The organism is Halopseudomonas salegens (assembly GCF_900105655.1).
Taxonomy (GTDB): domain Bacteria; phylum Pseudomonadota; class Gammaproteobacteria; order Pseudomonadales; family Pseudomonadaceae; genus Halopseudomonas; species Halopseudomonas salegens.
In genome coordinates this window covers 3,730,136-3,753,897 of sequence record NZ_LT629787.1, presented here as the reverse complement: position 1 = coordinate 3,753,897, position 23,762 = coordinate 3,730,136, and the positions used below count along the sequence as shown (strand labels likewise).

Here is a 23,762-nt window from a genome sequence, read left to right as displayed (position 1 = left end):
GGAGCGTCAGTGTTCCCCGGCCGGGCCGCCGATAGGATCATTGCGATCTCGGCTGCGGTCTTCTTCGGCATCATCCTCGCCCGCATCACCAGCGGCAGCCGACGGACCGGAAGGCTTGTCGTCTGACCAGTCTTTCGGCGGTTTGGGGGCCTTGCCCGACATGATCTCGTCAATCTGTTCGGTATCAATGGTTTCGTACTTCATCAATGCCTGAGCCATCAACTCCAGCTTGTCACGGTTTTCATCCAGCAAACGCTTGGCCGTACCGTAACATTCATCAATGATGCGACGAACTTCCTGGTCAATCATCTTGGCGGTTTCACCGGAGAAACTGCTCTGACTGCTACCGGAGCTGCGGCCGAGGAAGACTTCACCCTCTTCTTCGGCATATTGCAGCGGCCCCATTTTTTCCGACAGACCCCACTTGGTCACCATGTTCTTGGCCAACTGGGTAGCGCGCTGGATATCGTTGGAAGCGCCGGTAGTCACACCATCAAAGCCCAGGGTCATTTCTTCGGCAATACGACCACCGAACAGTGAGCAGATCTGGCTTTCCAACGCCCGCTTGGACAGGCTGTAACGATCTTCTTCAGGCAGGAACATGGTCACACCCAGGGCCCGGCCACGGGGAATGATCGATACCTTGTAGACCGGATCGTGATCAGGCACCAGGCGGCCGACAATCGCATGGCCTGACTCGTGATAGGCGGTATTCAGCTTTTCCTTCTCCGACATGACCATGGATTTGCGCTCGGCGCCCATCATGATCTTGTCCTTGGCCAGCTCGAATTCCTTCATATCGACCAACCGCTTGTTGGCACGAGCGGCAAACAGAGAGGCTTCATTGACCAGGTTGGCCAGATCGGCACCGGAGAACCCGGGCGTGCCGCGAGCAATCACCGCAGGCTTGACGTCATCACCCATCGGCACCTTGCGCATGTGAACCTTCAGAATCTGCTCACGACCACGAATATCCGGCAGCCCGACAACCACCTGGCGGTCAAAGCGACCTGGACGCAGCAATGCTGGATCCAGCACATCCGGGCGGTTGGTCGCAGCGACCACGATAATGCCGTCGTTGGCCTCAAAACCGTCCATTTCAACCAGCAACTGGTTCAGCGTCTGTTCACGCTCGTCATGCCCGCCGCCCATACCGGCACCCCGGTGACGACCAACAGCATCGATTTCGTCGATGAAAATAATGCAGGGGGCATGCTTCTTGGCCTGCTCGAACATGTCGCGCACGCGGCTGGCACCGACACCCACGAACATTTCCACGAAATCCGAGCCGGAAATAGTGAAGAAGGGGACCCGCGCTTCGCCGGCAATCGCCTTGGCGAGCAAGGTTTTACCGGTACCCGGCTGACCCACCATCAATACGCCACGGGGAATATGACCACCCAGGCGCTGAAACTTGCCTGGATCGCGCAGGAAGTCGACCAGCTCACCCACTTCTTCCTTGGCTTCATCACAGCCGGCAACGTCGGCCAGCCGCGTTTTCACCTGATCCTCTGCCAGCATTTTGGCTTTGCTTTTGCCGAAGCTCATCGGGCCACCACGACCACCGCCGCCGCCCTGCATCTGGCGCATGAAGAACAGGAAAATCGCAATAATGATCAGAATCGGGAAGCTGGCAATCAGCAGCTGCGTCCAGATGCTCTGTTGTTCAGGCTGTTTGCCCTCAACCACAACGTCGTTGTCCAGCAAATCGCCGATCAGGCCGGCATCCTGAATCGCCGGACGAATGGTGCGGAATTCACCGCCATCCCGACGCTGGCCAACAATGGTATGCCCATCCACGGTTACACGCTCGACCTGGCGATCCCTGACCAATTCAAGAAACTCGGTATAGTTCACTGTGCGCGGCTCGGGGCTGCTGCTGAAGTTGTTCATTACCGTGACCAGCACCGCGGCAATGATCAACCACAGAATCAGGTTTTTCGCCATGTCGTTCAAATTACTACCCTCGTGGTGCGCCGGAACTCCGTCGCTGCCTGTCTGAATTCAGTTCTATGACCCTAATACCTTACACCAGTTTCAACCGCTCGGCAGCTTGTGGCTGTAACCCGCTATGTCGCGAAACAGCCCATCCCCTCAAAGGTTCGTCGGCTTGCCGGATTTCAAGGTACACAGCGCCACCCTGCCACCGTCATACCCCTCTATACTTGGGGTGATGATGGAAACATCAAGGTCCAGCCGCACGCTTTCCGTCAGTTTTCGACAGTACCGGGAATCCCTTATGCATCGCAGGCATCCGCCGGTTATACTGGGAACTACTTTTACCGGGCCGACTTTTCAGCCCTTTCATCACATTGTACGGATTCTTATGGCGCTCAGCTCGGCACAGAAAAAAGATCTCAAACGCATCGCCCATCATCTCAAACCGGTGGTACTGGTCAGTGAACAGGGCGCCAGTGAAGGCGTTATCGCCGAACTGCAACGTGCACTCAACGACCATGAACTGATCAAGATTCGCATCAACGTCAGCGACCGTGAAGCCAAACAGGCGTTGATCGCCGAGCTGTGCAAACAGACCGGCGCTGAACTGGTTCAGGTGATCGGGAAAATGGCGGTACTGCTCAAACGCAACCCCGAGCCGAACCGCAACCTGTCCAACCTGTTGCGTTACAAAGAGCTCTGATCACTCTTCGTCCGGGCGGCGCTGCAACAGCAGCACCAGCCCGGCAAAGGCCATGACCAGATACGCCAGGCCACTCAAGTAGTCTACCTCGCCCAGTCCGCGCAGAACGAAAAATGCGGCGCAGGCGACGGCCGCCAGCAACAACAATTGCGCGCGCAGGTCAGACCAGAAGCGCCGGCGCAACAACCAGGCAACCAGAGCCAACTGCAGCGCGATGCACACGGCTGCAAATCCGGTCATCAGTGGATACAGGTATTCCGCCAGATCCTGCTGCAATCGAGGCGCCAGACCGTATTGCTGCAAGGCCGGCATGAGCACAAAGTGCAATACCCAGGCACCCCCTACCCACAGGGTCTGACTCAATTGCCAGGCAATGCGGCCGCCGCGCAAACCCGGCATGGCCGCAGGCGTACTCACAGGTGGCTGACCTCGACGATTTCGTACTCCACCAGACCACCCGGGGTCTGCACTGTCACCACGTCACCCTCTTCCTTGCCGATCAGGGCACGGGCAATGGGTGAGGTAACCGAAATCTTGCGCTTCTTGATCTCCGCCTCATCTTCACCCACGATCTGGTAAACCACCTCTTCGTCGGTGTCCACATTGGCAATGGTGACCGTGGTACCGAATATCACCTTGCCGGTATGCGCAATGGTGGTGATATCGATGATCTGGGCATTACCCAGACGACCTTCGATATCACGGATGCGCGCCTCGACCATACCCTGCTGTTCCCGCGCGGCATGGTATTCCGCATTTTCCTTGAGGTCACCCAGCTCACGCGCCTCGGCAATTGCCTTGCTGATTTGCGGACGCATCACACTCTTGAGGTGCTTGAGTTCCACTTCGAGGGCTTCTGCACCCTCTTTGGTCATTGGATATTTCATCGCATCAAATCCCCGCGTGCAGATCCTGCAGGCGACGCACCGCCCGCTCGGGACCAAACTTCAATGCCTCGCAAATCGCCTCGCCACCCGCCAGCGTAGTGGTCGAATAGACCTTGTGCTGCAGGGCATTGCGTCGAATGGAGTAGGAATCGGCAATCGACTGCCGGCCCTCGGTCGTATTGATCACCAGGCTGATTTCATCATTCTTGATCATGTCGACAATATGCGGACGGCCTTCGGTCACCTTGTTGACCCGACGTACCGGAATATTGGCCGCCTCGATCACTTTCGCCGTGCCGCTGGTAGCGACCACCTCAAATCCAAGCTCGACCAGATCACGGGCGACATCGGCCACAAAGGGCTTATCGTCTTCACGCACACTGATGAACACGCAACCCTCGGTCGGCAAACGCTCGCCGGCACCCACCTGGGACTTGGCGAAGGCCTCGGCAAAGCTGTCACCGACGCCCATCACCTCACCTGTCGACTTCATTTCCGGACCAAGGATAGGATCCACGCCCGGGAACTTGGCGAACGGGAACACCGCCTCTTTGACGCTGAAGTAGGTCGGCACCACTTCTTCAGTGAAGCCGACTTCGGCCAGGGTCTTGCCGGCCATGACACGGGCGGCGATCTTGGCCAATGACTGACCGATGCACTTGGACACAAAAGGCACGGTACGCGACGCGCGCGGGTTGACCTCGATCACATAGATGGTCTCACCCTGCACTGCCATCTGCACATTCATCAAGCCGACCACGCCAAGCTCCAGTGCCATCTTGCGCACCTGCTCGCGAATCTCGTCCTGCACTGCAGCCGGCAAGGAGTAAGGCGGCAGCGAGCAGGCGGAATCACCCGAGTGTACGCCGGCCTGTTCGATATGCTGCATGATTGCACCGATGACTACGTGGGTACCGTCGGATACCGCATCAATGTCCACTTCGATGGCGCAGTTGAGGAAGTGATCCAGCAGCACCGGGCTGTCGTTGGACACTTTCACCGCATCACGCAGATAACGCTTGAGTTCATCTTCCTGGTAAACGATTTCCATCGCCCGGCCGCCCAGCACATAAGACGGACGCACGACCAGCGGGTAACCGATCTTGTTCGCCGCACGAATCGCTTCTTCTTCACTGCGTACGGTATCGTTGGCTGGCTGCAACAGCTTCAGCCGCTCGACCATCTGCTGGAAGCGCTCGCGATCTTCGGCGCGGTCAATCGCTTCCGGGCTGGTACCGATAATCGGCACACCGGCCTCTTCCAGCGCACGCGCCAGTTTCAGCGGGGTCTGACCGCCATACTGCACAATCACGCCCTTGGGCTTCTCGACCCGGACGATTTCCAGCACGTCTTCCAGGGTGACCGGCTCGAAATACAGGCGATCGGAAGTGTCATAGTCGGTAGAGACGGTTTCCGGGTTGCAGTTGACCATGATGGTTTCATAACCGTCCTCGCGCATGGCCAGCGCAGCATGCACGCAGCAGTAGTCAAACTCGATACCCTGACCAATGCGGTTGGGGCCGCCACCCAGCACCATGATCTTGTCACGGCTGGTCGGATTGGCTTCGCACTCTTCTTCATAGGTCGAGTACATATAGGCCGTATCGGTAGCAAACTCGGCGGCGCAGGTATCCACCCGCTTGTACACCGGCAGCACCTTCAGCTTGTGGCGATGGTTACGCAGACTCTTCTCGCTCACCGCCAGCAGTTCTGCCAGGCGCGCATCGGAGAACCCCTTGCGCTTGAGACGGCGCATCAGGGTGTAATCCAGATCAGCCAGACCACCGGTGGCAATGGCCTTTTCTTCGGCGACCAGGTCTTCCAGCTGGATCAGGAACCAGGGATCGATCTTGGTCAGGGCAAATACGTCTTCACGGCTCATGCCGATGCGGAAGGCATCCGCCAGATACCAGATGCGGTCAGCACCCGGCACGGTCAGCTCACGGGTGATCTGCGTGCGCGCCTCGGCATCGGTAGGCTCGACCTTGGGATCCAGCCCCATGGCACTGACTTCCAGGCCACGCAGCGCTTTCTGCAGCGATTCCTGGAAAGTGCGCCCAATCGCCATCACCTCGCCGACCGACTTCATCTGCGTGGTCAGGCGCGCATCGGCGTTGGGGAATTTCTCGAAGGCAAAACGCGGGATCTTGGTCACTACGTAATCGATCGCCGGTTCGAAGGACGCCGGGGTGCGACCACCGGTAATATCGTTGTGCAGCTCGTCCAGCGTGTAGCCCACGGCCAGCTTGGCAGCGATCTTGGCGATCGGGAAACCGGTCGCCTTGGACGCCAGCGCTGAAGAGCGCGATACCCGTGGATTCATTTCGATCACGACCATGCGGCCGGTATCCGGGCAGATACCGAACTGAACGTTGGAGCCACCGGTTTCCACGCCGATCTCACGCAATACCGCCAGCGAGGCGTTACGCATGATCTGGTATTCCTTGTCGGTCAGCGTTTGCGCCGGCGCGACAGTAATGGAATCCCCTGTGTGCACACCCATGGGGTCGAAGTTCTCGATCGAACAGACGATGATGCAGTTGTCCTTCTTGTCACGGACCACCTCCATCTCGTATTCCTTCCAGCCGATCAGCGACTCATCAATCAACAGCTCGTTGGTCGGCGACAAATCCAGACCGCGGGTACAGATCTCTTCAAACTCTTCACGGTTGTAAGCGATACCGCCACCCGTGCCACCCATGGTGAAGGACGGCCGGATAATGCACGGAAAGCCAACCTGATCGAGCACGCCGTAGGCTTCCTGCATGTTATGGGCGATACCCGAACGCGGGCACTCGAGGTTGATGGATTTCATCGCCTTGTCAAAGCGTGAGCGGTCTTCCGCCTTGTCGATGGTATCGGCGTTGGCACCGATCATCTCGACATTGTACTTGTCGAGTACGCCGTGTTTTTCCAGATCCAGAGCGCAGTTCAGTGCCGTCTGGCCACCCATGGTCGGCAGCACCGCGTCCGGACGCTCCTTGGCAATGATTTTCTCGACAGTCTGCCACTTGATCGGTTCGATATAGGTGGCATCGGCCATCGCCGGGTCGGTCATGATGGTCGCCGGATTGGAGTTGACCAGAATGACGCGGAAGCCTTCTTCCTTCAGCGCCTTGCACGCCTGAGCGCCGGAATAGTCAAACTCACAGGCCTGGCCAATCACAATAGGGCCGGCGCCGATGATCAGAATGCTTTTGATGTCAGTACGTTTTGGCATAGTCGTCTACAAATCCTTGAGGGCTCAGCGGCGGGCGGCCATGGCAGCAATGAAACGGTCGAACAGCGGCGCAACATCGTGCGGGCCCGGGCTGGCTTCCGGGTGACCCTGAAAACTGAATGCAGCCTTGTCGGTACGCTCGATACCCTGCAGGGTGCCGTCAAACAATGACTTGTGCGTGGCACGCAGGTTAGCCGGCAGGCTGGTTTCATCGACAGCAAACCCGTGATTCTGACTGGTGATCATCACCACACCGCTGTCCAGATCCTGCACCGGGTGGTTGGCCCCGTGATGGCCGTGGCCCATTTTCAGGGTTTTGGCGCCGGAGGCCAGCGCCAGCAGCTGATGGCCCAGGCAGATACCGAATACCGGCATGTCGGTCTCGAGCACCTCGCGAATGGCCGTGATCGCATAATCACAGGGCTCCGGATCACCCGGGCCGTTGGACAGGAATACGCCGTCAGGCTGCAGTGCCAGCACTTCGCTGGCCGGCGTCTGCGCCGGCACCACGGTCAGGCGGCAGCCACGTGCAACCAGCATGCGCAGGATGTTCTGCTTGACGCCGTAGTCATAGGCCACCACGTGATAAGGCAGATCGGCATCCGCGTGCTCCGGGTGACTATCGCTCGCCAACGCCCACACACCGGAGCGCCACTGGTAGCTGTCCTTGACGGTGACCTCTTTGGCCAGATCCATGCCCTTGAGACCCGGGAAATCACGCGCCAGCCCGAGTGCCTGATCGGCGTCGACCTGATCACCGGCAATGATGCAACCGTTTTGCGAGCCCTTCTCACGCAGAATCCGCGTCAGTCGACGGGTATCGATACCGGCAATGGCGACAATGCCGTTGTCGCGCAGGTAGTCATCCAGCGATTGCTTGCTGCGCCAGCTGCTGGCCATCAGCGGCAGGTCACGGATAACCAGCCCGGCGGCGTGCACGCGGTCAGACTCGACATCTTCAGGGGTAACCCCGGTATTGCCGATGTGTGGATAGGTCAGGGTCACGATCTGACGGGAATAGGACGGATCGGTCAGGATCTCCTGGTAACCGGTCATGGCCGTATTGAACACGACCTCGCCGACACTGTGGCCGTCGGCGCCGATGGCCTCACCGTAAAAAACACTACCATCGGCAAGGGCTAGAATGGCTGGCTTGGACAAGAAAACCTCCGATTGAGCTGACACGTTTCACCAAACGCGGGCTGCACAAAAGCGGGAATGAGGTGTATGACCACTTCATCCCGCATCAAGGCATTGTCAGATACGCGCTGAAAGACAGATTAGCCCGCAAGTTTACCGGCTGAGGGCATAAATATCCACACCACACCGGCCATTTGCCCATCAATGGACAGGCAAGGCTCTGTTTCGGTGCCTGCTTGCCTGACCAACAACCGACCGAAAGTATTCATTCTGTTCGCCAACTGTGCTAAAACTGCACGTCAGTCTGTATTAAAAGGCGTCTGCGCCATGGAATGTGTTTGCAGATGACCAGCACAGAACAACAAGAACGCCCCGAGGGAATCGAGCATGTCAAAGCACCTGAAGTATTTGTTAGCGGTAGGGTTGCTCTGCCTGGCACCACTGGTCAAGGCTGATCTGCAGACCCTGCAGACCCTGCACGAAATTCGCAGTGAGGGTTACAAGGCTGCCACCTATCTGTTGATCGACAACAACCTTTATCAGCGCGTGCGTGAACCCGGCCACCGGGAGGCTTACCACGAGGCCCTGGACGGCATGGACAGCCGCATCCGCCAGATCGACAATCCCAGCGATTTGAGGACTGTTTTTGACCAGTTCACCGGCATGATTCGTGACCTGGAAAACCAGCCGGAAGACGAGGCGCACTACAACCTTGCCACGGTCAACCGCATCATGCAGACGCATGCCCAGCTGGACGAGGTGCTTGCCGAACGCTATGCCGAGCATGCCGATCTGGCCGACGAACGCCTTGCCGTACTGCATCAGCAAAGCCTGGAAACCAACCAGATCCTGCTGCTTTATCAGAACAACATGTTCAGCTCGATCGGCGTCTATTTCATGGACACCCACGAAGGCATCTTCAGCGACATGAATGCCAGCATCGTCGAACGCTTCAGCACCATGCGCAGCCTGCTGCCCGAGCAGGCTGCTGCGATATCCCAACTGGACCAGCAATACAGCTTCATCCAGCCCCGCCTGATCACCTACTATCAGGACTGGGTGCCGACCATTGCTGCTTTTTACCTGCTGCGCAATACCGACACCCTGAACAATCTGGCTCGCGAACAACTCCGTATCAGCACTACCGGTTGAGCCCAGCCAGCCACAAAAAACCCGGCTTGCTCACGCAGCCGGGTTTTTTATTGCCTGCCTGACGACCAGAGACGCTCTCAGCCTTTCAGACCTAGCACATCCTGCATATCGAACAAACCCGCCGGCTTGCCCTGCAGCCAGGCACAGGAACGCACAGCCCCCCTGGCAAAGGTCATGCGACTGGAGGCCTTGTGGGTGATTTCCACCCGCTCACCTTCAGTAGCAAAGAGCACGGTATGGTCACCGACCACATCACCGGCACGCACGGTAGCAAAGCCAATGGTGTCGCGCTCGCGCGCACCGGTCTGACCCTCACGACCGTAGACCGCCACCTTGCCCAGATCACGCCCCAGCGCATCGGCAACTACTTCACCCATACGCAAGGCGGTACCCGATGGAGCATCCACCTTGTGCCGGTGATGCGCTTCAATGACTTCGATATCGGCATCCTCGCCCATGACCCGCGCTGCCATATCCAGCAGCTTGAGACACAGGTTGACACCGACACTGAAGTTGGGCGCAAAGACAATACTGATATCCTTGGCAGCCGCTGCCAATTCGGCCTTTTGCGCCTCGGAAAAGCCGGTCGTACCGATGACCATGGACTTGCCGGCAGCCCTGCAGATACCAAGATTGACCAGGGTAGTAGTCGGGTGGGTAAAATCGATCAACACATCGAAGCTGTCAGTCACCGCCTGCAGATCGCCAGTAACCGCCACCCCCAGCTTGCCGACGCCAGCCAGCTCGCCAGCATCGGCACCCAACAGGCTGCTTTCCGGGCGCTCGATTGCTGCGGTCAGCGTGGTGCCTTCGGTCTGTGTCAGCGCCTCGATCAGGGTCTTGCCCATACGACCAGCCGCGCCGATTACCGCAACTCGTGTCATCGCCGCCTCACTCATGACTTCATGTCATCAAAGAATTTTTTCACGCCCTCGAACCAACTGTTGGCCCGCGGTGACTGCTTGCTACCCTCTTCCTGCAAGGTCTCGCGCAACTCTTCCAGCAATTCACGCTGACGCTTGGTCAGGTTGACCGGCGTTTCCACTACCACACGGCAGAGCAGATCACCGGTAGCGCCGCCACGCACCGGGGTGACCCCCTTGCCACGCATACGGAACAGCTTGTCGGTTTGCGAACCGGCAGGAATTTTCAGCTTGACCCGGCCATCCAGGGTCGGCACTTCCAGCTCGCCACCCAGCGCCGCATCAGTGATGCTGATCGGCACTTCACAGAACAGATTCTTGCCGTCACGCTGGAAAATCTTGTGCTCGCGCACCGAGACCACCACATAGAGATCACCTGGCGGGCCACCATTCAGGCCAGCCTCACCCTTGCCGCTGACACGGATGCGATCACCGGTATCCACCCCGGCAGGAATCTTCACCGACAGGGTCTGCTGTTTCTCTTTGCGTCCCTGACCATGGCAATCGGTGCACGGGTCGGTAATCATCTTGCCAGTGCCATGGCAACGCGGGCAGGTTTGCTGCACCGAGAAAAAGCCCTGCTGCATGCGTACCTGACCAATACCACCGCAGGTGGTACAGGTCACCGGACTGGAGCCCTTCTTGGCCCCACTGCCATCGCAGGTTTCACACTCTTCCAGCGTAGGAATGCGGATGGTGACTTCATCACCCCGCACCGCTTGCTCAAGGTCCAGTTCCAGGGTGTAACGCAGATCACTGCCTCGCTGCACACTGGAACGACCTCGGCCACGGCCGCCACCGAAAATATCGCCGAATACATCGCCAAAAATATCGGAGAAGTCAGCACCACCGCCAAAACCTCCACCCTGGCCGCCACCCATGTTCGGGTCAACGCCAGCATGACCATACTGATCATAGGCCGCGCGCTTGTTGCCATCGGTCAGCACTTCGTAGGCTTCGTTGGCTTCCTTGAACTTCTCGATCGCATCCTCATCATCGGGATTGCGATCGGGATGGTATTTCATCGCCAGACGGCGGTAAGCCTTTTTCAGCTCGGCATCACTGGCACCACGCTCAACGCCCAGCACCTCATAATAATCACGCTTGGCCATTCTTGGTTTCCCTCAATATGGGCCTGTGCCACAAACAGCAACGCGGGAATGAATCCCGCGTTGCCTGGCTCGGTCGTACAAGGACTTACTTGTTGTCCTTGACCTCTTCAAACTCCGCGTCAACGACATCATCAGCGTTGTTATCGCCAGCAGCATCCTGTGCCTGACCTTCAGCCCCTTGTGCCTGTTCGGCATACATCTTCTGCACCAGTGGCGCAGAGGCTTCGGACAACGCGTTGATCTTGGCTTCGATGGCCGCCTTGTCATCACCCTTGAGCGTTTCTTCCAGCTCACTCAGAGCCGACTCGATGGCCGCTTTTTCGTCATCGGTCGCCTTGTCACCGGCTTCGGTCAGTGTCTTGCGTGTCGCGTGCAGCAACTGGTCACCCTGGTTGCGAGTCGTCACCAGCTCTTCGAACTTGCGATCTTCCTCGGCATTCGCCTCGGCGTCCTGCACCATCTTCTCGATCTCTTCATCGGTCAGACCGGACGAGGCCTTGATGATAATCGACTGCTCCTTGCCGGTCGCCTTGTCTTTGGCCGAGACGTTAAGGATGCCGTTGGCGTCGAGGTCAAAGCTGACTTCGATTTGCGGCATGCCGCGCGGTGCCGGCGGAATGTCGGCCAGGTCGAAACGACCCAGTGACTTGTTCTGTCCGGCCTGTTTGCGCTCACCCTGCAGCACGTGAATGGTTACTGCCGTCTGGTTGTCATCAGCGGTCGAGAACACCTGCGACTTCTTGGTCGGGATAGTGGTGTTTTTCTCGATCAACGAGGTCATCACACCGCCCATGGTTTCGATACCCAGTGACAGCGGCGTCACGTCGAGCAGCAGCACGTCTTTCACATCACCAGACAGAACCGCACCCTGAATAGCCGCACCTACGGCTACCGCTTCATCCGGGTTCACATCTTTACGTGGCTCTTTACCGAAGAATTCGGTAACGGCCTTCTGCACCATCGGCATACGGGTCTGACCGCCGACCAGAATCACTTCGCTCAGCTCGCTCATGTCGATACCGGCGTCTTTCATCGCTACCTTGCACGGCTCGAGACTGCGGGTGATCAGATCTTCAACCAGCGACTCCAGCTTGGAACGCGTCACTTTGACCGCCAGGTGCTTGGGACCAGAAGCATCAGCCGTGATGTACGGCAGGTTGACTTCGGTCTGCTGGCTGGAAGACAACTCGATCTTGGCTTTCTCTGCGGCTTCTTTCAGACGCTGCAGGGCCAGCGGATCATTGTGCAGATCCACACCGCTGTCTTTCTTGAATTCGTCAGCCAGGTAATCGATCAACCGGATGTCGAAATCTTCACCACCGAGGAAAGTATCACCGTTGGTCGCCAACACTTCGAACTGGTGCTCGCCATCCACTTCGGCAATTTCGATCACGGATACGTCGAAAGTACCGCCACCCAGGTCATAGACCACAATGGTGGAATCGCCACGCGCCTTGTCCATGCCGTAGGCCAGTGCAGCAGCCGTTGGCTCGTTGATGATGCGCTTGACTTCCAGGCCGGCGATACGGCCAGCATCCTTGGTCGCCTGACGCTGGCTGTCATTGAAGTAGGCCGGCACGGTAATCACCGCTTCGGTAACCGGCTCGCCGAGGTAGTCTTCGGCGGTTTTCTTCATTTTCTTCAGCACTTCGGCAGACACCTGCGGTGGTGCCATTTTCTCGCCCTTGGCTTCTACCCAGGCATCGCCATTATCCGCCTTGACGATTTTGTAAGGCACCAGCTTGATGTCTTTCTGCACGACTTCTTCGTCAAACCGACGGCCGATCAGGCGCTTCACCGCGAACAAGGTATTGTGCGGGTTGGTGACCGACTGGCGCTTCGCAGACTGGCCGACCAGGGTCTCACCGTCGTTACTGTAGGCGACGATGGACGGCGTGGTGCGCGCACCTTCCGCGTTTTCAATGACTTTCGCCGTGCCGTTTTCCATAATGGCAACACAGGAGTTGGTAGTCCCCAGGTCGATACCGATAATCTTGCCCATAATCTTCACTCTCCAAATCACTTGGCCGCGGAATCCCGGCGGCAGGGTTTAACTGTCATGCCCCGTTAATGGGGCCGCTGCGGCTGATTTCAAGCCTGCTCATCAATTGTCGGCGTTTCCGGCTTGGCGCTGGCCGCCTTGCTTACCACCACCATGGCCGGACGCAGCAAGCGTCCGCTCAGGGTGTACCCTTTCTGGAACACCTTGAGCACGGTATTGGGTTCAACCTTGTCACTTTCTTCCATGGCCATCGCCTGATGCAGATCAGGATTGAAGGGCTCACCCTCAGGGTTGACGACGGCCAGGTTGAAGCGAGCCAGCGTGTCGGCAAACATCTTCAGGGTCAGCTCGATGCCTTCTCGCATCGGCTTGATCGCCGGATCGTTCGGGTCAGACAATTCCAGCCCGCGTTCCAGGCTATCGAGCACCGGCAACAGGTCATGGGCGAATTTTTCCAGTGCAAACTTGTGCGCTTTCTCGACATCCTGTTCTGCCCGGCGGCGAGCATTCTGCACATCAGCCGCAGCACGCATTACCTGATCCTGCGCCTCGGCCAGCTGTTCTTCCAGGCTCTCGACGCGAGCCTCAAGATCATTCTCTGACGCCGCATCCTCCTGCTCGATCGGCTCGGCTGCCTGCTGATCCTGCTTCTGTTCATCCGCCATACTGATCTCCTGTAATGCTTGGGCGACAAGCCCGTTTGAGCGTTGACTGATGACCTATATGGGGACATGCAACCCAGGCTTCAAGGGTTAACGCCAGGGGATTTTCCAGCGCTTGCCAGACATGGAAAAAGTACTGTATAAATAACCAGACCGGATTTCGAAGGAGAGAGCCCATGCTGGTGCACCTTGCGGTGAACAATTACGCCATTGTCGACCACCTGGAACTGGACTTTCAGCAGGGCATGACCGTGGTCTCGGGAGAAACCGGCGCGGGCAAATCCATCATGCTCGACGCCCTGGCGCTCACCCTGGGCGACCGCGCCGACAGCGGTGCCGTGCGTCCCGGCAGCGACAAGGCCGACATCCTCGCCACCTTTGACATCAGCAACATCAGCGAAGCCCGGAGCTGGTTGCAGGAGCGCGACCTGGACAGCGATGATCAGGTCATCCTGCGTCGGGTGATTACCGCTGAGGGTCGCTCCCGCGGCTACATCAATGGCAGCCCCTGCCCGCAACAGGATTTGCGCAGCCTCGGCGAGATGCTGATTGATATTCACAGCCAGCACGAACATCAGTCACTGTTGAAAACAGACTCCCACCGCCGCCTGCTCGATGACTATGCCGGCCACGGCGATCTGGCGCGCCAGGTGCAGCTGGCAGCCCAACGCTGCCGGCAGACCGAGCAGGCCTTGCAGCAGGCCAGCCAGAGCAACGAGGAGCAGAGCGCGCGTCAGCAGCTGCTCAGCTACCAGCTGGAAGAGCTCGACAATCTCGGCCTGCAGGAAGGCGAATTGACCCAACTGGAACTGGAGCAGCGTGAACTGGCGAATGCCGAACAGATTCTGCATAACTGCCAGCAGATCACCAGCCTGTGCAGCGAAAGCGACAGTGGCAGCGTACTGCAATCACTGAATGCCAGCCTGAGCCGGCTCGATGGCATCAGCGAACACAGCCGCCACCTGCAGGAAGCTCAGAACCTGCTGGCCAGCGCGCAGATACAGGTCGAAGAAGCCATGGGCGAGCTGAACCGCTACCTGGATCATTTCGAAGCCGACCCCGCTCGCCAGCAGGACGTGGAAGAACGCCTGAGTGCCCTTTATGAACTGGCCCGCAAACACCGTATCCAGCCCGAGCAACTGGGCGAGCTGCAACAGCAACTGAGCGACGAACTGGAACGGTTTCAGCAACAGGATGCCGATACCGAACGCCTGCAGGAAGAGCTTCAGGCCTACCGCGAACACTATCGGCAACTGGCTGACAAACTGAGTGCCGCGCGCAGCAAAGCAGCCAGCAAGCTGGCCAAGGCGGTCAGCAGCAATATCCAGCAACTGGGCATGCCGGGCGGGCGGGTCGAACTGCAACTGACAGCCCTGGATGCCGAGCGCTATCCGCCGCAAGGCCTGGAAAGCGTCGAATTTCTGGTCAGCAGCAACCCCGGCCAACCCTGCAAACCGCTAGCCAAGGTGGCCTCGGGCGGCGAGCTGTCGCGAATCAGCCTGGCGATTCAGGTGGTCACCGCACAAACCTCTCGCACCCCCACACTGGTATTTGATGAAGTAGATGTCGGGATTGGCGGACCCACCGCAGAAATTGTCGGGCAGTTATTGCGTCAACTGGGTGCCAATGGCCAGGTCATTACCGTTACGCATCTACCCCAGGTCGCCGCGCAAGGCCACCAGCACCTGTTTGTGCGCAAGGAGCAGAGCAAGCATTCAACCCGGACCTGTATTGACCGTCTCGACAGCGACAAGCGCACCGAGGAGATTGCCCGCATGCTCGGAGGCCTGGACATGACGGCAGAGTCGCTGGCCCACGCGAAAAAACTGTTGTCTGCCGTCAACTGAGAAAATCAGACCAGCAGGCTGATAGCGAGGCTGGGAGCCCTCCAGCCTACTGCGGCTCAATGGCCCGAATATGCCGACCAACTGCCAACCAGGCGCCAACCAGGCCCAGCAACATGGCGCCGGCGAGCAATGTCAGCCCGTCACCAAAGGGCATCAGACCCAGGCCGAAATCACTGTTGTACAGCCTGGCGACCTCACGCACGGTGCGGTTGAGCCAGAAAAGGCCGATGCTCAGCAGCAACCAGGCCAACAAACCGGCTATCAGCCCGTAGAGCACGCCGATATACAGAAAAGGCCGGCGCACAAAGGCATCGGTGCCACCGACCAGTTTGACCACCTGAATCTCGTCACGTCGGCTTTCAATCGCCAGGCGGATGGTATTGGCAATCACCAGCAACAGCGCCAGCACCAACATAAGGGCCAGACCGCCGACGAAACGCTCCAGCATGTTCAGAATGGCTGCCAGACGCTCAACCCAGAGCAGGTCAATCTGAACCAGCTCGACCCCTTCCAGCTGGGCCAGGCGATCACGCAAAGGTTCCAGCGCGGTCGCGCCACCAGTGAGCGAGGTCGGCGTGACCACAATGACATGCGGTAAAGGATTGTAATCCAGCTGTTGCAAGGCATCGCCCATGCCGGAATGTTGCTGGAACTCGGCCAGCGCAAGGGTGCGATCCAGCAGCTCCGTACTGGCGACGCCAGGCAGAGCGGCCATGTCGGCACTCAGCGTGTCAGCCTCTTCCTGGCTGACGCGATCTTCGAGAAACACCGACAGCTGAGTAGAGCTTTGCCAATCGATACCCAGCTGGCCGATCTGATTGATCAGCACCGACAGCCCCATCGGCAGGGCCAGCGCAATGGTAATTACCAGAATTGTCATGGCACTGCTGAACGGGTAACGGCGCAACTGAGTAACAGCCTGTTGGGCACTGTCCCGATGGCTGGCCGCCCAGCCACGCAACGGATGGCGCCAGTCACGCCGTGACCGGGCGGCGCCGCTGGCACTTTTGCGTCGCGCTTCCTTGCGCTCCGGAGCTTTCTTGTCTGCGCTCATGCCTGCTCCCCGTCGGTCACCAACTGACCTTGATCCAGGGTCAGCATGCGGTGATCCAGTTGAGCAATCAACGGCAAGTCATGACTGGCAATCATTACCGTAACGCCGACCCGATTGAAGTCCTCGAACAACGCCATGATCTCCGCCGACAGCGACGGATCCAGGTTACCCGTCGGCTCATCGGCCAGCAGCAGGGCCGGTTTGTGCACCACGGCGCGGGCGATGCCGATGCGCTGCTGCTCACCGCCAGAGAGGGCAATCGGGTAGCTCTTTTCCTTGTTCAGCAGGCCCACCTTGTCCAGCGCGGCGCGCACCCGGCGGCCCACTTCATCGGTCGGGGTGCCGTTGATCACCAATGGCAGGGCGACGTTATCGAACACGGTGCGGTCAAACAGCAACTGGTGATTCTGGAACACCACGCCGATCTGCCGACGCAGGTAGGGAATATCGTTACTGCCGAGATCGCGCAGATCCTGCCCGCCGATATGCACCTGGCCGCTGCTCGGGCGCTCCATGCACATGATCAGCTTGAGCAGGGTGCTCTTGCCGGCGCCCGAGTGACCGGTGATAAACACCATCTCACCGCGGCGGATATGAAAACTCACCCCGTCCAGGCCCATATGGCCGTTGGGGTAGCGCTTGCCTACTTGCTCGAAACGAATCATCGCTTACTCGCGGCCAAACAGTGCCTTGACGAATTCAGGTGCAGTGAACGGGCGCAGATCATCAATCTGCTCACCGACACCAATGTAACGGATCGGCAAGCCAAACTGCTTGGCCAGGGCAAAGATCACCCCGCCCTTGGCGGTACCGTCCAGCTTGGTCAGTACCAGGCCGGTCAGGTCGACGGCCTCGTTGAACAACCTGGTCTGGCTGATGGCGTTCTGGCCGGTACCGGCATCCAGCACCAGCAGCACTTCGTGCGGGGCTTCGCCGTCCAGCTTGGCCATTACCCGTTTGACCTTTTTCAGCTCGTCCATCAGGTTGTCTTTGTTGTGCAGACGGCCGGCGGTATCGGCGATCAGCACATCCATGCCCCGCGATTTCGCCGCTTGCAGCCCATCAAAAACCACCGAGGCGGAATCGGCACCGGTGTGCTGGGCAACGACCGGAATCTGGTTGCGTTCGCCCCAGACCTGCAACTGCTCGACGGCAGCGGCGCGGAAGGTGTCGCCGGCAGCCAGCATGACCTGCTTGCCTTCGCTTTGCAGCCGCTTGGCCAGTTTGCCGATGGTGGTGGTTTTGCCGACGCCGTTCACGCCGACCACCAGGATCACATAGGGCTTTTTCGCGCTGTCGACCTGCATCGGCTTGGCAACATCGCTGAGCAGCGCTTCCAGTTCATTCTGCAGCGCGCGGTACAGCGCCTTGCGGTCGGACAATTCACGGCGGCGCACCTTGCCCTGCAGAGACTCCATGATCAACATGGTTGCCTCGATACCGACATCGGCCATCAGCAGGCGGGTTTCCATTTCTTCCAGCAGTTCGTCGTCGATGTCTTTCTCGCCGAGGAACAGATTCGCCATACCCTCGCCAAGATTGTTGCTGGTCTTGGAGAGTCCCTGCTTCATGCGGGCGAAGAAGCCTTTGGGTTCGCTCTCGGCAGGTTTTTCTGCGGCGGGCGGTTGCTCTTCGGCCAGCCCGGAGAAGAGTTCGGCCGCTACCTGGCGCGCAGCGGCGTCACCGGTCGAGGGTTCGCCGGGCTCTGCGGATGGAGCGCTGGCTGATTGTTCGACAGGCGGGTCTGCACTGTCATCACCCTTTTTCTTGATCCAGCCAAACAGGCCTTTTTTTTCCTGCTTGCCGGCATCCTGCCCGTCCGCCGCGTTGCCAGGCGGTGTTGCTTTGTCTTTGGAACCAAACATGGATGTTCACTATCTAGAGTCAGGCGATTCGCTTTCGCGGTCGCATTGAAGGATGAGTTATCCTACCCCACTTCCGCCCTTGGCGGTATGACCCTCGACTGAACGGGACGACATCGAATGTTGCGCGCGAGTTTTAGAATCTGTTTGCCTTTGCTGCTGCTACTCGTCAGCAGCCCGCTGTTGGCAGCAGCGCCAGACAGTACCCATGAATTCACTCTGGATAACGGCCTCAAGGTCGTCGTGCGCGAGGACCGACGCGCCCCGGTGGTGGTTTCCCAGCTCTGGTACCGGGTCGGCAGCAGTGACGAACCACCGGGGCTGACCGGCATCTCCCACGTACTCGAGCACATGATGTTCAAGGGCAGCGACAACGTCGAACCCGGCCAGGCCTCACGGCTGCTGAGTGCACTCGGTGCACAGGAAAACGCCTTTACCGGACGCGACTATACCGGTTACTACCAGTTGCTCAGTCGCGACCTGCTGCCGATCGCGCTGGAACTCGAAGCCGAGCGCATGCGCGGCCTGACCCTGCCGGAAGACGAATTTTTGTCCGAACTGGAAGTAATCAAGGAAGAGCGTCGCCTGCGGGTGGATGACAACCCCAATTCGCTGGCCTACGAGCGTTTTCTGACCCAGACCTATATGGCCAGCCCCTACAGTCAGCCGATCATTGGCTGGATGCATGATATCGAGCGCCTGACGGTCGACGACCTGCGTACCTGGTACGACCTGCATTACCATCCGGGCAACGCCATTCTGGTGCTTGCCGGGGATATTGATCTGGCTACGGCCCGAGAACTGGCAACAACTTATTTTGGCCCGATTCCGGCCGGCCCTGTGCCGCCGCGTCGGCCACCGCTGGAGCTGCCTGCCGGTGGCGAGCGCAGCATTACACAGTACCTCAACGTGCAATTGCCGACCCTGCTGATGGCCTACAACGTCCCTGGCCTGGTCACCGCCGAAGAAGACTGGGAAGCCTATGCCTTGCGCCTGCTGAATGGTGTACTGGATGCCGGCCATAGCGCGCGGCTGGCCAGTGAACTGGAGCGCGGTAGCGGCATTGCCACCTCGGTGGGCGCCAATTACGACGCGTTCAGCCGCGGCGATACCCTGTTCCTGTTCAGCGGCATTCCCAACCAGTCGCGCGATGCCGACCTGGAACAACTGGAAGCCGGTATTCACGCACAGATCGAACGCCTGCAAGCCGAACCACCGAGTGCGGATGAACTGGACCGCGTGCGCAATCAGGTCATCGCCCAACTGGTCTTCGCTCAAGACAGCATCAGCCATCAGGCGCGCCTGATCGGCCAACTGGAAAGTGTCGGCCTGCCCTGGAGCCTGCTGGACGAGGATATCGAGCGCTTGCAGGCAATCACGCCCGAACAGGTCAGTGACGTCGCTCGTCGTTACCTGCAACCCGAGCGCCTGACCCGCAGTCACGTATTGCCTGCCCATTTGAAGGAGTCCCGTTGATGTCCGTACAACCCATGTCACCGGCGCGCTGGGTCGGCGCCATTGTTATGCTGATCGTGGTCGCCCTGCTGCTGTGGCGGGAAACCGAGAAACGCGAACCTGTTTCACCGACCAGTGAAATGGAACCAGCATCGGTCAATGACCTCGAGATTCCCGGCCTGAATGCAGCCGACCTGCCCCGCCTGGAATCGCTGAGCGTACTGGTGGATGATCAACCACTGCCCAGTCGTGAGCTCGATTTGCAGAGCTGGCGCACGACCCAGGGCGGGCTGGTGTACTTCATGCCGGCACCGGAGTTGCCGATGTTCGACCTGCGCCTGGTGTTTGCCGCCGGGGCCAGCCGTGATGGCGATCAACCCGGTATCGCCAGCCTGACCAACAGTCTGCTTGGAGAAGGCAGTGGCGAGCTGGATGCCGGGGCCATTGCCACCGGCTTTGAAGAGCTGGGCGCCCAGTTCGACAACAGCGCACATCGCGATATGGCTACCGCCAACCTGCGCAGCCTGAGCGCGATGGAGCAACGGCAAGCGGCGCTGGATCTTTTTATTCAGGTAGTAGCAGCCCCAAGCTTTCCCGAAGACGCTTTCGAGCGGCTACGCGAGCAGTATCTGGCCGGCCTGCAGCTCCGCCAGCAGCGGCCCGCGGCTCTGGCCAGTGAAGCCTTCTGGAGCGCACTCTATCCGGACCACCCCTATGGTCATTTGCCGCAAGGCAGTGTGGACAGCCTGGCGGCATTGACACCGCAGGCACTGCACGACTTTCACAAGCAGTTTTACAACGCCAGCAACCTGACCATTGCTCTGGTTGGCGACCTGGACCGCAACGAGGCCGAGCAGATTGCCCAACAGCTGGCTGATGCGCTGCCACAAGGCCGTGTCGCCGACGAGTTGCCTGCTCTGCCCGAGGTCGCGGGCGACCACCGGCATGTCGACTTCGACAGCCAGCAAACCCATATCCTGATCGGCCAGCACGGTGTCACCCGGCATGACCCCGATTACCCCGCACTCTACGTCGCCAACCAGATTCTTGGTGGTTCCGGATTCGGGTCGCGACTAATGGAACAGATCAGGGAACAGCGCGGGCTATCCTATTCAGTCAGCAGCGGGTTTACCCCCATGGCGGCCAGAGGTCCCTTCATGATCAGCATGCAGACGCGCAGCGATCAGGCCCGCGAAGCCCTCGACGTCATCAACCAGACGCTGGATCAGTTCATTGCCGAAGGTCCCAGCGACGATGAACTGGCGCGCGCCAAACGCCAGTTGCTTGGCCAGTTTGTACTGGGTACCTCGAGTAATAGCGCCATTGTCAGCCAGCTGGCAGCCAACGGCTTCTATGACCTGCCAGCCAACCAGATGCAGCAATTTATCAAAGAGATTGAAGCGCTGAGTGCTGAAGATATCCGCACAGCACTGCAACAACACCTCCCTGCCGAACAGCGCCTGACCATAACCCTGGGCCCGCCATTGGATGAGGACGACGCATGAGCGCACGCAAACCCGGTAGTCCGAAAAAGCCGGAACGCAGTCAGGTACGCATTATTGCCGGCGAATGGCGCAGCCGCCGCTTCGACTTTGTCGTTCAGCCTGGCCTGCGACCTACCCCGGATCGGGTGCGTGAAACTCTGTTCAACTGGCTTGGCGGCCAGGTGGAAAACGCGCGCTGTCTTGATCTGTTTGCCGGCAGTGGCGCACTGACGCTCGAAGCCCTGTCACGGGGCGCTGCCGAAGTGCTCGCCTGTGACCTTAGCCGCGAGGTAGTCAGCACCCTGCGCGAGCACCTGCAAACGCTGAAGTGTGATCGCGCCGACGTTCGCCAGCAGGATGCCCTGAGCCTGGTGGCGCTGCCCCCGGCTGAACCCTATGAGCTGGCCTTTCTTGATCCGCCCTTTCATCAGGATCTGTTGCTGCCGGCCTGCCAGGCGCTGGAAACCAATGGCTGGCTGACCAGCCGCGCCTGGGTTTACCTGGAAAGCGAGCAAAGCCCGGCACAGCTTGCCCTGCCGGCTAACTGGCACCTGCACCGGGAAAAGCGCGCCGGCAAGGTCTGGTACAGCCTGTGGCAACGCCAGGCATGAGCCTGTTCCGCCCGTCGCGCTGGCTGCCCGGCGGGCACAGTCAGACCCTGTTCAGTCCGTTTTTCCGCCGCGCACCGCAACTCCACCGCCAGCGGCAACGCCTGACCCTCAGCGATGGCGACTTTCTGGATCTGGACTGGTACGGCCCGGATAACCCCGATGCACCGCTGGTGATTCTGCTGCACGGTCTGACAGGCAGTTCCAATTCGCTGTATATCCTTGGCCAGCAACAGGCCTTGGCAGCGCAGGGTTGGCCCAGCGTGGCGGTGAACTGGCGTGGCTGCTCCGGCGAACCCAACCAGCGGGCGCGCAGTTACCATTCCGGCGCCAGCGAAGACCTCGCCGAAGTGGTGGATTATCTCAGCCAGCAACAACTCGGGCGCACCCTGGCCGCCGTCGGTTATTCGCTGGGCGGCAATGTATTGCTCAAATACCTCGGCGAATGCGGTGCCGACTGCCGGCTGAAAGCCGCTGCCGCCGTCTCGGTACCCTTTCGCCTCGACCAGTGCGCCGACCGCATCGGTCAGGGCTTTTCACGCATTTATCAGGCGCGCTTTTTGCGAGACCTGCTGGCCTACACACGCAACAAGCAGCGGCTGTTTGCCCATCAGGGCCTGCACGCGGAACATGCGCGCCTTGAGGCGATTGGTTCGCTGGAAGACATGGACAGCTTCTGGGATTTCGATCATCGCATAACCGCCCCCCTGCATGGCTTTGCCAGTGCAGAGGATTACTACCGTCGCTGCAGCAGCCGCTACTTTCTCTCCGCCATCCGCGTACCCACGCTGATTATCCAGGCGCTGGACGATCCTTTTGTGTATCCATACAGCATTCCCGAGCAAGCAGAGCTGGCCCCAGACACGCAAATGGAGCTTTACCCCACTGGCGGACATGTCGGCTTTGTTGAAGGCCCGCCATGGCGGCCACGCTATTATCTGGAGCAGCGCTTTCCCGGTTGGCTGGCCAGCGTGATTCAGGCATCCAGTCCCGGCAACGGCTGATAGAAGTCCGCCATCGCCTGTTCGACTACAACTGCAGCTTCCGGCGTGAGCAAGCCGCGCTCCAGCGCCAATACCTGATGGACCCCCCGACGCAACAAGCGCTGGTCCAGTGCCTGACCTGGCTCATTGCTGACGACCGAGCACAAGAAGGATACCCAGTTGGTCAACAACAACCAGCTGTTGATCGCCATTGCCTGTGGATCGGTACGTTCGGCACAGAGAATCCCGCCATCAACAAGCCCCTGATAGATCGCCCGGCCCTGGGCAATACAGCGCTGGGCGAAAGGACGGAAGCGTGCTGACAACGCCGGATCGCTGAGCAGCAAATGCTCCAGTTCCCGGTACAGGAAACGGTAATCCCAGATCCCCTGAAACAGGGTCTCCAGATAATGCACCTTGTCTTCTGCAACCAGGCCACGATCAACCGGCAAGGCCAGACTGTCGGCAAGCTGGGTTTCATAGCGACTGAACAGTTCGGCAACGATCTGCTCCTTGTTGCGGAAGTGGTAGTAAAGATTCCCCGGCGAAATGCCCAGATGAGCAGCAATATGATTGGTCGTCACCTGGCGCTCACCCTGTTCATTGAACAGCGCGAGGCTGGCTTGCAGGATGCGTTCACGGGTTTTCATCAATGTTTCCGCAGCTATTTGACAGAATAGAGCATTTACTCTAAATTATTTTTCAGCATAACAATACAGCACCTGCGCAA

20 protein-coding genes are annotated in these 23,762 nt (G+C 59.1%); 7 read left to right on the top strand and 13 right to left on the bottom strand.

From position 1 onward, the window contains the following. Positions 1-6 precede the first annotated feature (6 nt). Positions 7-1,947, bottom strand: coding sequence for an ATP-dependent zinc metalloprotease FtsH (gene ftsH, locus BLU07_RS17310; protein WP_092389390.1), 1,941 nt, complete (start codon positions 1,945-1,947; stop codon positions 7-9). A 379-nt stretch (positions 1,948-2,326) separates the two neighbouring features. Between ftsH and yhbY the strand changes: the two genes are divergently transcribed. Further along, entirely contained in the window at positions 2,327-2,641 is a 315-nt protein-coding gene (gene yhbY / locus BLU07_RS17305; protein WP_092389388.1) for a ribosome assembly RNA-binding protein YhbY, read from the top strand. Here yhbY and BLU07_RS17300 read toward each other — a convergent pair whose 3' ends face one another. The 4 genes from BLU07_RS17300 to carA are packed head-to-tail and all read right to left on the bottom strand — an operon-like array spanning position 2,642 to position 7,909. Next, on the bottom strand, positions 2,642-3,058 hold the full coding sequence (locus tag BLU07_RS17300) for a DUF4149 domain-containing protein (protein ID WP_331457070.1): 417 nt from the start codon (positions 3,056-3,058) through the stop codon (positions 2,642-2,644). Further along, positions 3,055-3,528, bottom strand: coding sequence for a transcription elongation factor GreA (gene greA, locus BLU07_RS17295; RefSeq protein ID WP_092389386.1), 474 nt, complete (start codon positions 3,526-3,528; stop codon positions 3,055-3,057). The genes BLU07_RS17300 and greA overlap by 4 nt, the downstream gene beginning before the upstream one ends. Before the next feature lie 4 nt (positions 3,529-3,532). Continuing rightward, complete coding sequence (carB, locus tag BLU07_RS17290; protein WP_092389384.1) at positions 3,533-6,748, bottom strand: carbamoyl-phosphate synthase large subunit; 3,216 nt, start codon at positions 6,746-6,748, stop codon at positions 3,533-3,535. Positions 6,749-6,772: 24 nt separating this feature from the next. Continuing rightward, entirely contained in the window at positions 6,773-7,909 is a 1,137-nt protein-coding gene (gene carA / locus BLU07_RS17285) for a glutamine-hydrolyzing carbamoyl-phosphate synthase small subunit (protein WP_092389382.1), read from the bottom strand. Between the two features lie 366 nt (positions 7,910-8,275). Here carA and BLU07_RS17280 point away from each other — a divergent pair, with 366 nt between their 5' ends. Then, positions 8,276-9,040 (top strand): hypothetical protein, encoded by a 765-nt coding sequence (locus BLU07_RS17280; RefSeq protein WP_092389380.1) that lies wholly within the window; start codon positions 8,276-8,278, stop codon positions 9,038-9,040. A 77-nt stretch (positions 9,041-9,117) separates the two neighbouring features. Here BLU07_RS17280 and dapB read toward each other — a convergent pair whose 3' ends face one another. The 4 genes from dapB to grpE form a co-directional block, all read right to left on the bottom strand. After that, positions 9,118-9,924, bottom strand: a complete 807-nt coding sequence (gene dapB / locus BLU07_RS17275; protein ID WP_092389985.1) for a 4-hydroxy-tetrahydrodipicolinate reductase — start codon at positions 9,922-9,924, stop codon at positions 9,118-9,120. A gap of 11 nt (positions 9,925-9,935) precedes the next feature. Then, the gene (gene dnaJ, locus BLU07_RS17270) at positions 9,936-11,075 is read right to left on the bottom strand and encodes a molecular chaperone DnaJ (protein ID WP_092389378.1); all 1,140 of its coding nucleotides are present in this window, start codon (positions 11,073-11,075) and stop codon (positions 9,936-9,938) included. An 85-nt stretch (positions 11,076-11,160) separates the two neighbouring features. Then, positions 11,161-13,077: a molecular chaperone DnaK gene (gene dnaK, locus BLU07_RS17265; protein ID WP_092389376.1), complete on the bottom strand. Its 1,917-nt coding sequence runs from the start codon at positions 13,075-13,077 to the stop codon at positions 11,161-11,163. An 89-nt stretch (positions 13,078-13,166) separates the two neighbouring features. Next, the gene (gene grpE, locus BLU07_RS17260) at positions 13,167-13,793 is read right to left on the bottom strand and encodes a nucleotide exchange factor GrpE (RefSeq protein ID WP_407920117.1); all 627 of its coding nucleotides are present in this window, start codon (positions 13,791-13,793) and stop codon (positions 13,167-13,169) included. A 122-nt stretch (positions 13,794-13,915) separates the two neighbouring features. Here grpE and recN point away from each other — a divergent pair, with 122 nt between their 5' ends. Further along, entirely contained in the window at positions 13,916-15,586 is a 1,671-nt protein-coding gene (gene recN, locus BLU07_RS17255) for a DNA repair protein RecN (protein ID WP_092389372.1), read from the top strand. A 46-nt stretch (positions 15,587-15,632) separates the two neighbouring features. Here the strand turns inward: recN and ftsX are convergent, their stop codons facing one another. The 3 genes from ftsX to ftsY are packed head-to-tail and all read right to left on the bottom strand — an operon-like array spanning position 15,633 to position 18,505. Continuing rightward, complete coding sequence (gene ftsX, locus BLU07_RS17250) at positions 15,633-16,640, bottom strand: permease-like cell division protein FtsX (protein ID WP_092389370.1); 1,008 nt, start codon at positions 16,638-16,640, stop codon at positions 15,633-15,635. Continuing rightward, positions 16,637-17,305: a cell division ATP-binding protein FtsE gene (gene ftsE / locus BLU07_RS17245; RefSeq protein ID WP_092389368.1), complete on the bottom strand. Its 669-nt coding sequence runs from the start codon at positions 17,303-17,305 to the stop codon at positions 16,637-16,639. Before ftsE ends, ftsX begins: the two co-directional genes overlap by 4 nt. A gap of 3 nt (positions 17,306-17,308) precedes the next feature. Further along, a complete protein-coding gene (ftsY, locus tag BLU07_RS17240) occupies positions 17,309-18,505 on the bottom strand; it encodes a signal recognition particle-docking protein FtsY (protein ID WP_092389366.1) in 1,197 nt (398 codons plus the stop codon). Positions 18,506-18,625: 120 nt separating this feature from the next. Here ftsY and BLU07_RS17235 point away from each other — a divergent pair, with 120 nt between their 5' ends. From BLU07_RS17235 to BLU07_RS17220, 4 genes are read left to right on the top strand one after another with little or no spacing between them, the layout of a single operon-like run. Next, entirely contained in the window at positions 18,626-19,978 is a 1,353-nt protein-coding gene (locus BLU07_RS17235) for a M16 family metallopeptidase (protein WP_407920116.1), read from the top strand. Then, positions 19,978-21,462, top strand: coding sequence for a M16 family metallopeptidase (locus BLU07_RS17230; protein ID WP_092389362.1), 1,485 nt, complete (start codon positions 19,978-19,980; stop codon positions 21,460-21,462). The genes BLU07_RS17235 and BLU07_RS17230 overlap by 1 nt, the downstream gene beginning before the upstream one ends. After that, on the top strand, positions 21,459-22,052 hold the full coding sequence (rsmD, locus tag BLU07_RS17225) for a 16S rRNA (guanine(966)-N(2))-methyltransferase RsmD (protein WP_092389360.1): 594 nt from the start codon (positions 21,459-21,461) through the stop codon (positions 22,050-22,052). Before BLU07_RS17230 ends, rsmD begins: the two co-directional genes overlap by 4 nt. Beyond that, positions 22,049-23,053, top strand: a complete 1,005-nt coding sequence (locus tag BLU07_RS17220) for a hydrolase (protein ID WP_092389358.1) — start codon at positions 22,049-22,051, stop codon at positions 23,051-23,053. Before rsmD ends, BLU07_RS17220 begins: the two co-directional genes overlap by 4 nt. On the opposite strand, the gene BLU07_RS17215 is transcribed toward BLU07_RS17220, so the two are convergent. Next, positions 23,026-23,682, bottom strand: coding sequence for a TetR/AcrR family transcriptional regulator (locus BLU07_RS17215; RefSeq protein ID WP_092389356.1), 657 nt, complete (start codon positions 23,680-23,682; stop codon positions 23,026-23,028). The two genes, BLU07_RS17220 and BLU07_RS17215, sit on opposite strands and share 28 nt — an antisense overlap. Positions 23,683-23,762 lie beyond the last annotated feature (80 nt).

Bases quoted from the DNA above. Each gene is read 5' to 3' on its own strand.
- ftsE (WP_092389368.1), bottom strand. From the start codon at position 17,305: ATGATTCGTTTCGAGCAAGTAGGCAAGCGCTACCCCAACGGCCATATG.
- BLU07_RS17280 (WP_092389380.1), top strand. From the start codon at position 8,276: ATGTCAAAGCACCTGAAGTATTTGTTAGCGGTAGGGTTGCTCTGCCTG.
- dnaJ (WP_092389378.1), bottom strand. From the start codon at position 11,075: ATGGCCAAGCGTGATTATTATGAGGTGCTGGGCGTTGAGCGTGGTGCC.
- ftsH (WP_092389390.1), bottom strand. From the start codon at position 1,947: ATGGCGAAAAACCTGATTCTGTGGTTGATCATTGCCGCGGTGCTGGTC.
- ftsY (WP_092389366.1), bottom strand. From the start codon at position 18,505: ATGTTTGGTTCCAAAGACAAAGCAACACCGCCTGGCAACGCGGCGGAC.
- BLU07_RS17230 (WP_092389362.1), top strand. From the start codon at position 19,978: ATGTCCGTACAACCCATGTCACCGGCGCGCTGGGTCGGCGCCATTGTT.
- dnaK (WP_092389376.1), bottom strand. From the start codon at position 13,077: ATGGGCAAGATTATCGGTATCGACCTGGGGACTACCAACTCCTGTGTT.
- greA (WP_092389386.1), bottom strand. From the start codon at position 3,528: ATGAAATATCCAATGACCAAAGAGGGTGCAGAAGCCCTCGAAGTGGAA.
- yhbY (WP_092389388.1), top strand. From the start codon at position 2,327: ATGGCGCTCAGCTCGGCACAGAAAAAAGATCTCAAACGCATCGCCCAT.
- rsmD (WP_092389360.1), top strand. From the start codon at position 21,459: ATGAGCGCACGCAAACCCGGTAGTCCGAAAAAGCCGGAACGCAGTCAG.
- dapB (WP_092389985.1), bottom strand. From the start codon at position 9,924: ATGACACGAGTTGCGGTAATCGGCGCGGCTGGTCGTATGGGCAAGACC.
- BLU07_RS17220 (WP_092389358.1), top strand. From the start codon at position 22,049: ATGAGCCTGTTCCGCCCGTCGCGCTGGCTGCCCGGCGGGCACAGTCAG.
- recN (WP_092389372.1), top strand. From the start codon at position 13,916: ATGCTGGTGCACCTTGCGGTGAACAATTACGCCATTGTCGACCACCTG.
- carB (WP_092389384.1), bottom strand. From the start codon at position 6,748: ATGCCAAAACGTACTGACATCAAAAGCATTCTGATCATCGGCGCCGGC.
- ftsX (WP_092389370.1), bottom strand. From the start codon at position 16,640: ATGAGCGCAGACAAGAAAGCTCCGGAGCGCAAGGAAGCGCGACGCAAA.
- BLU07_RS17215 (WP_092389356.1), bottom strand. From the start codon at position 23,682: ATGAAAACCCGTGAACGCATCCTGCAAGCCAGCCTCGCGCTGTTCAAT.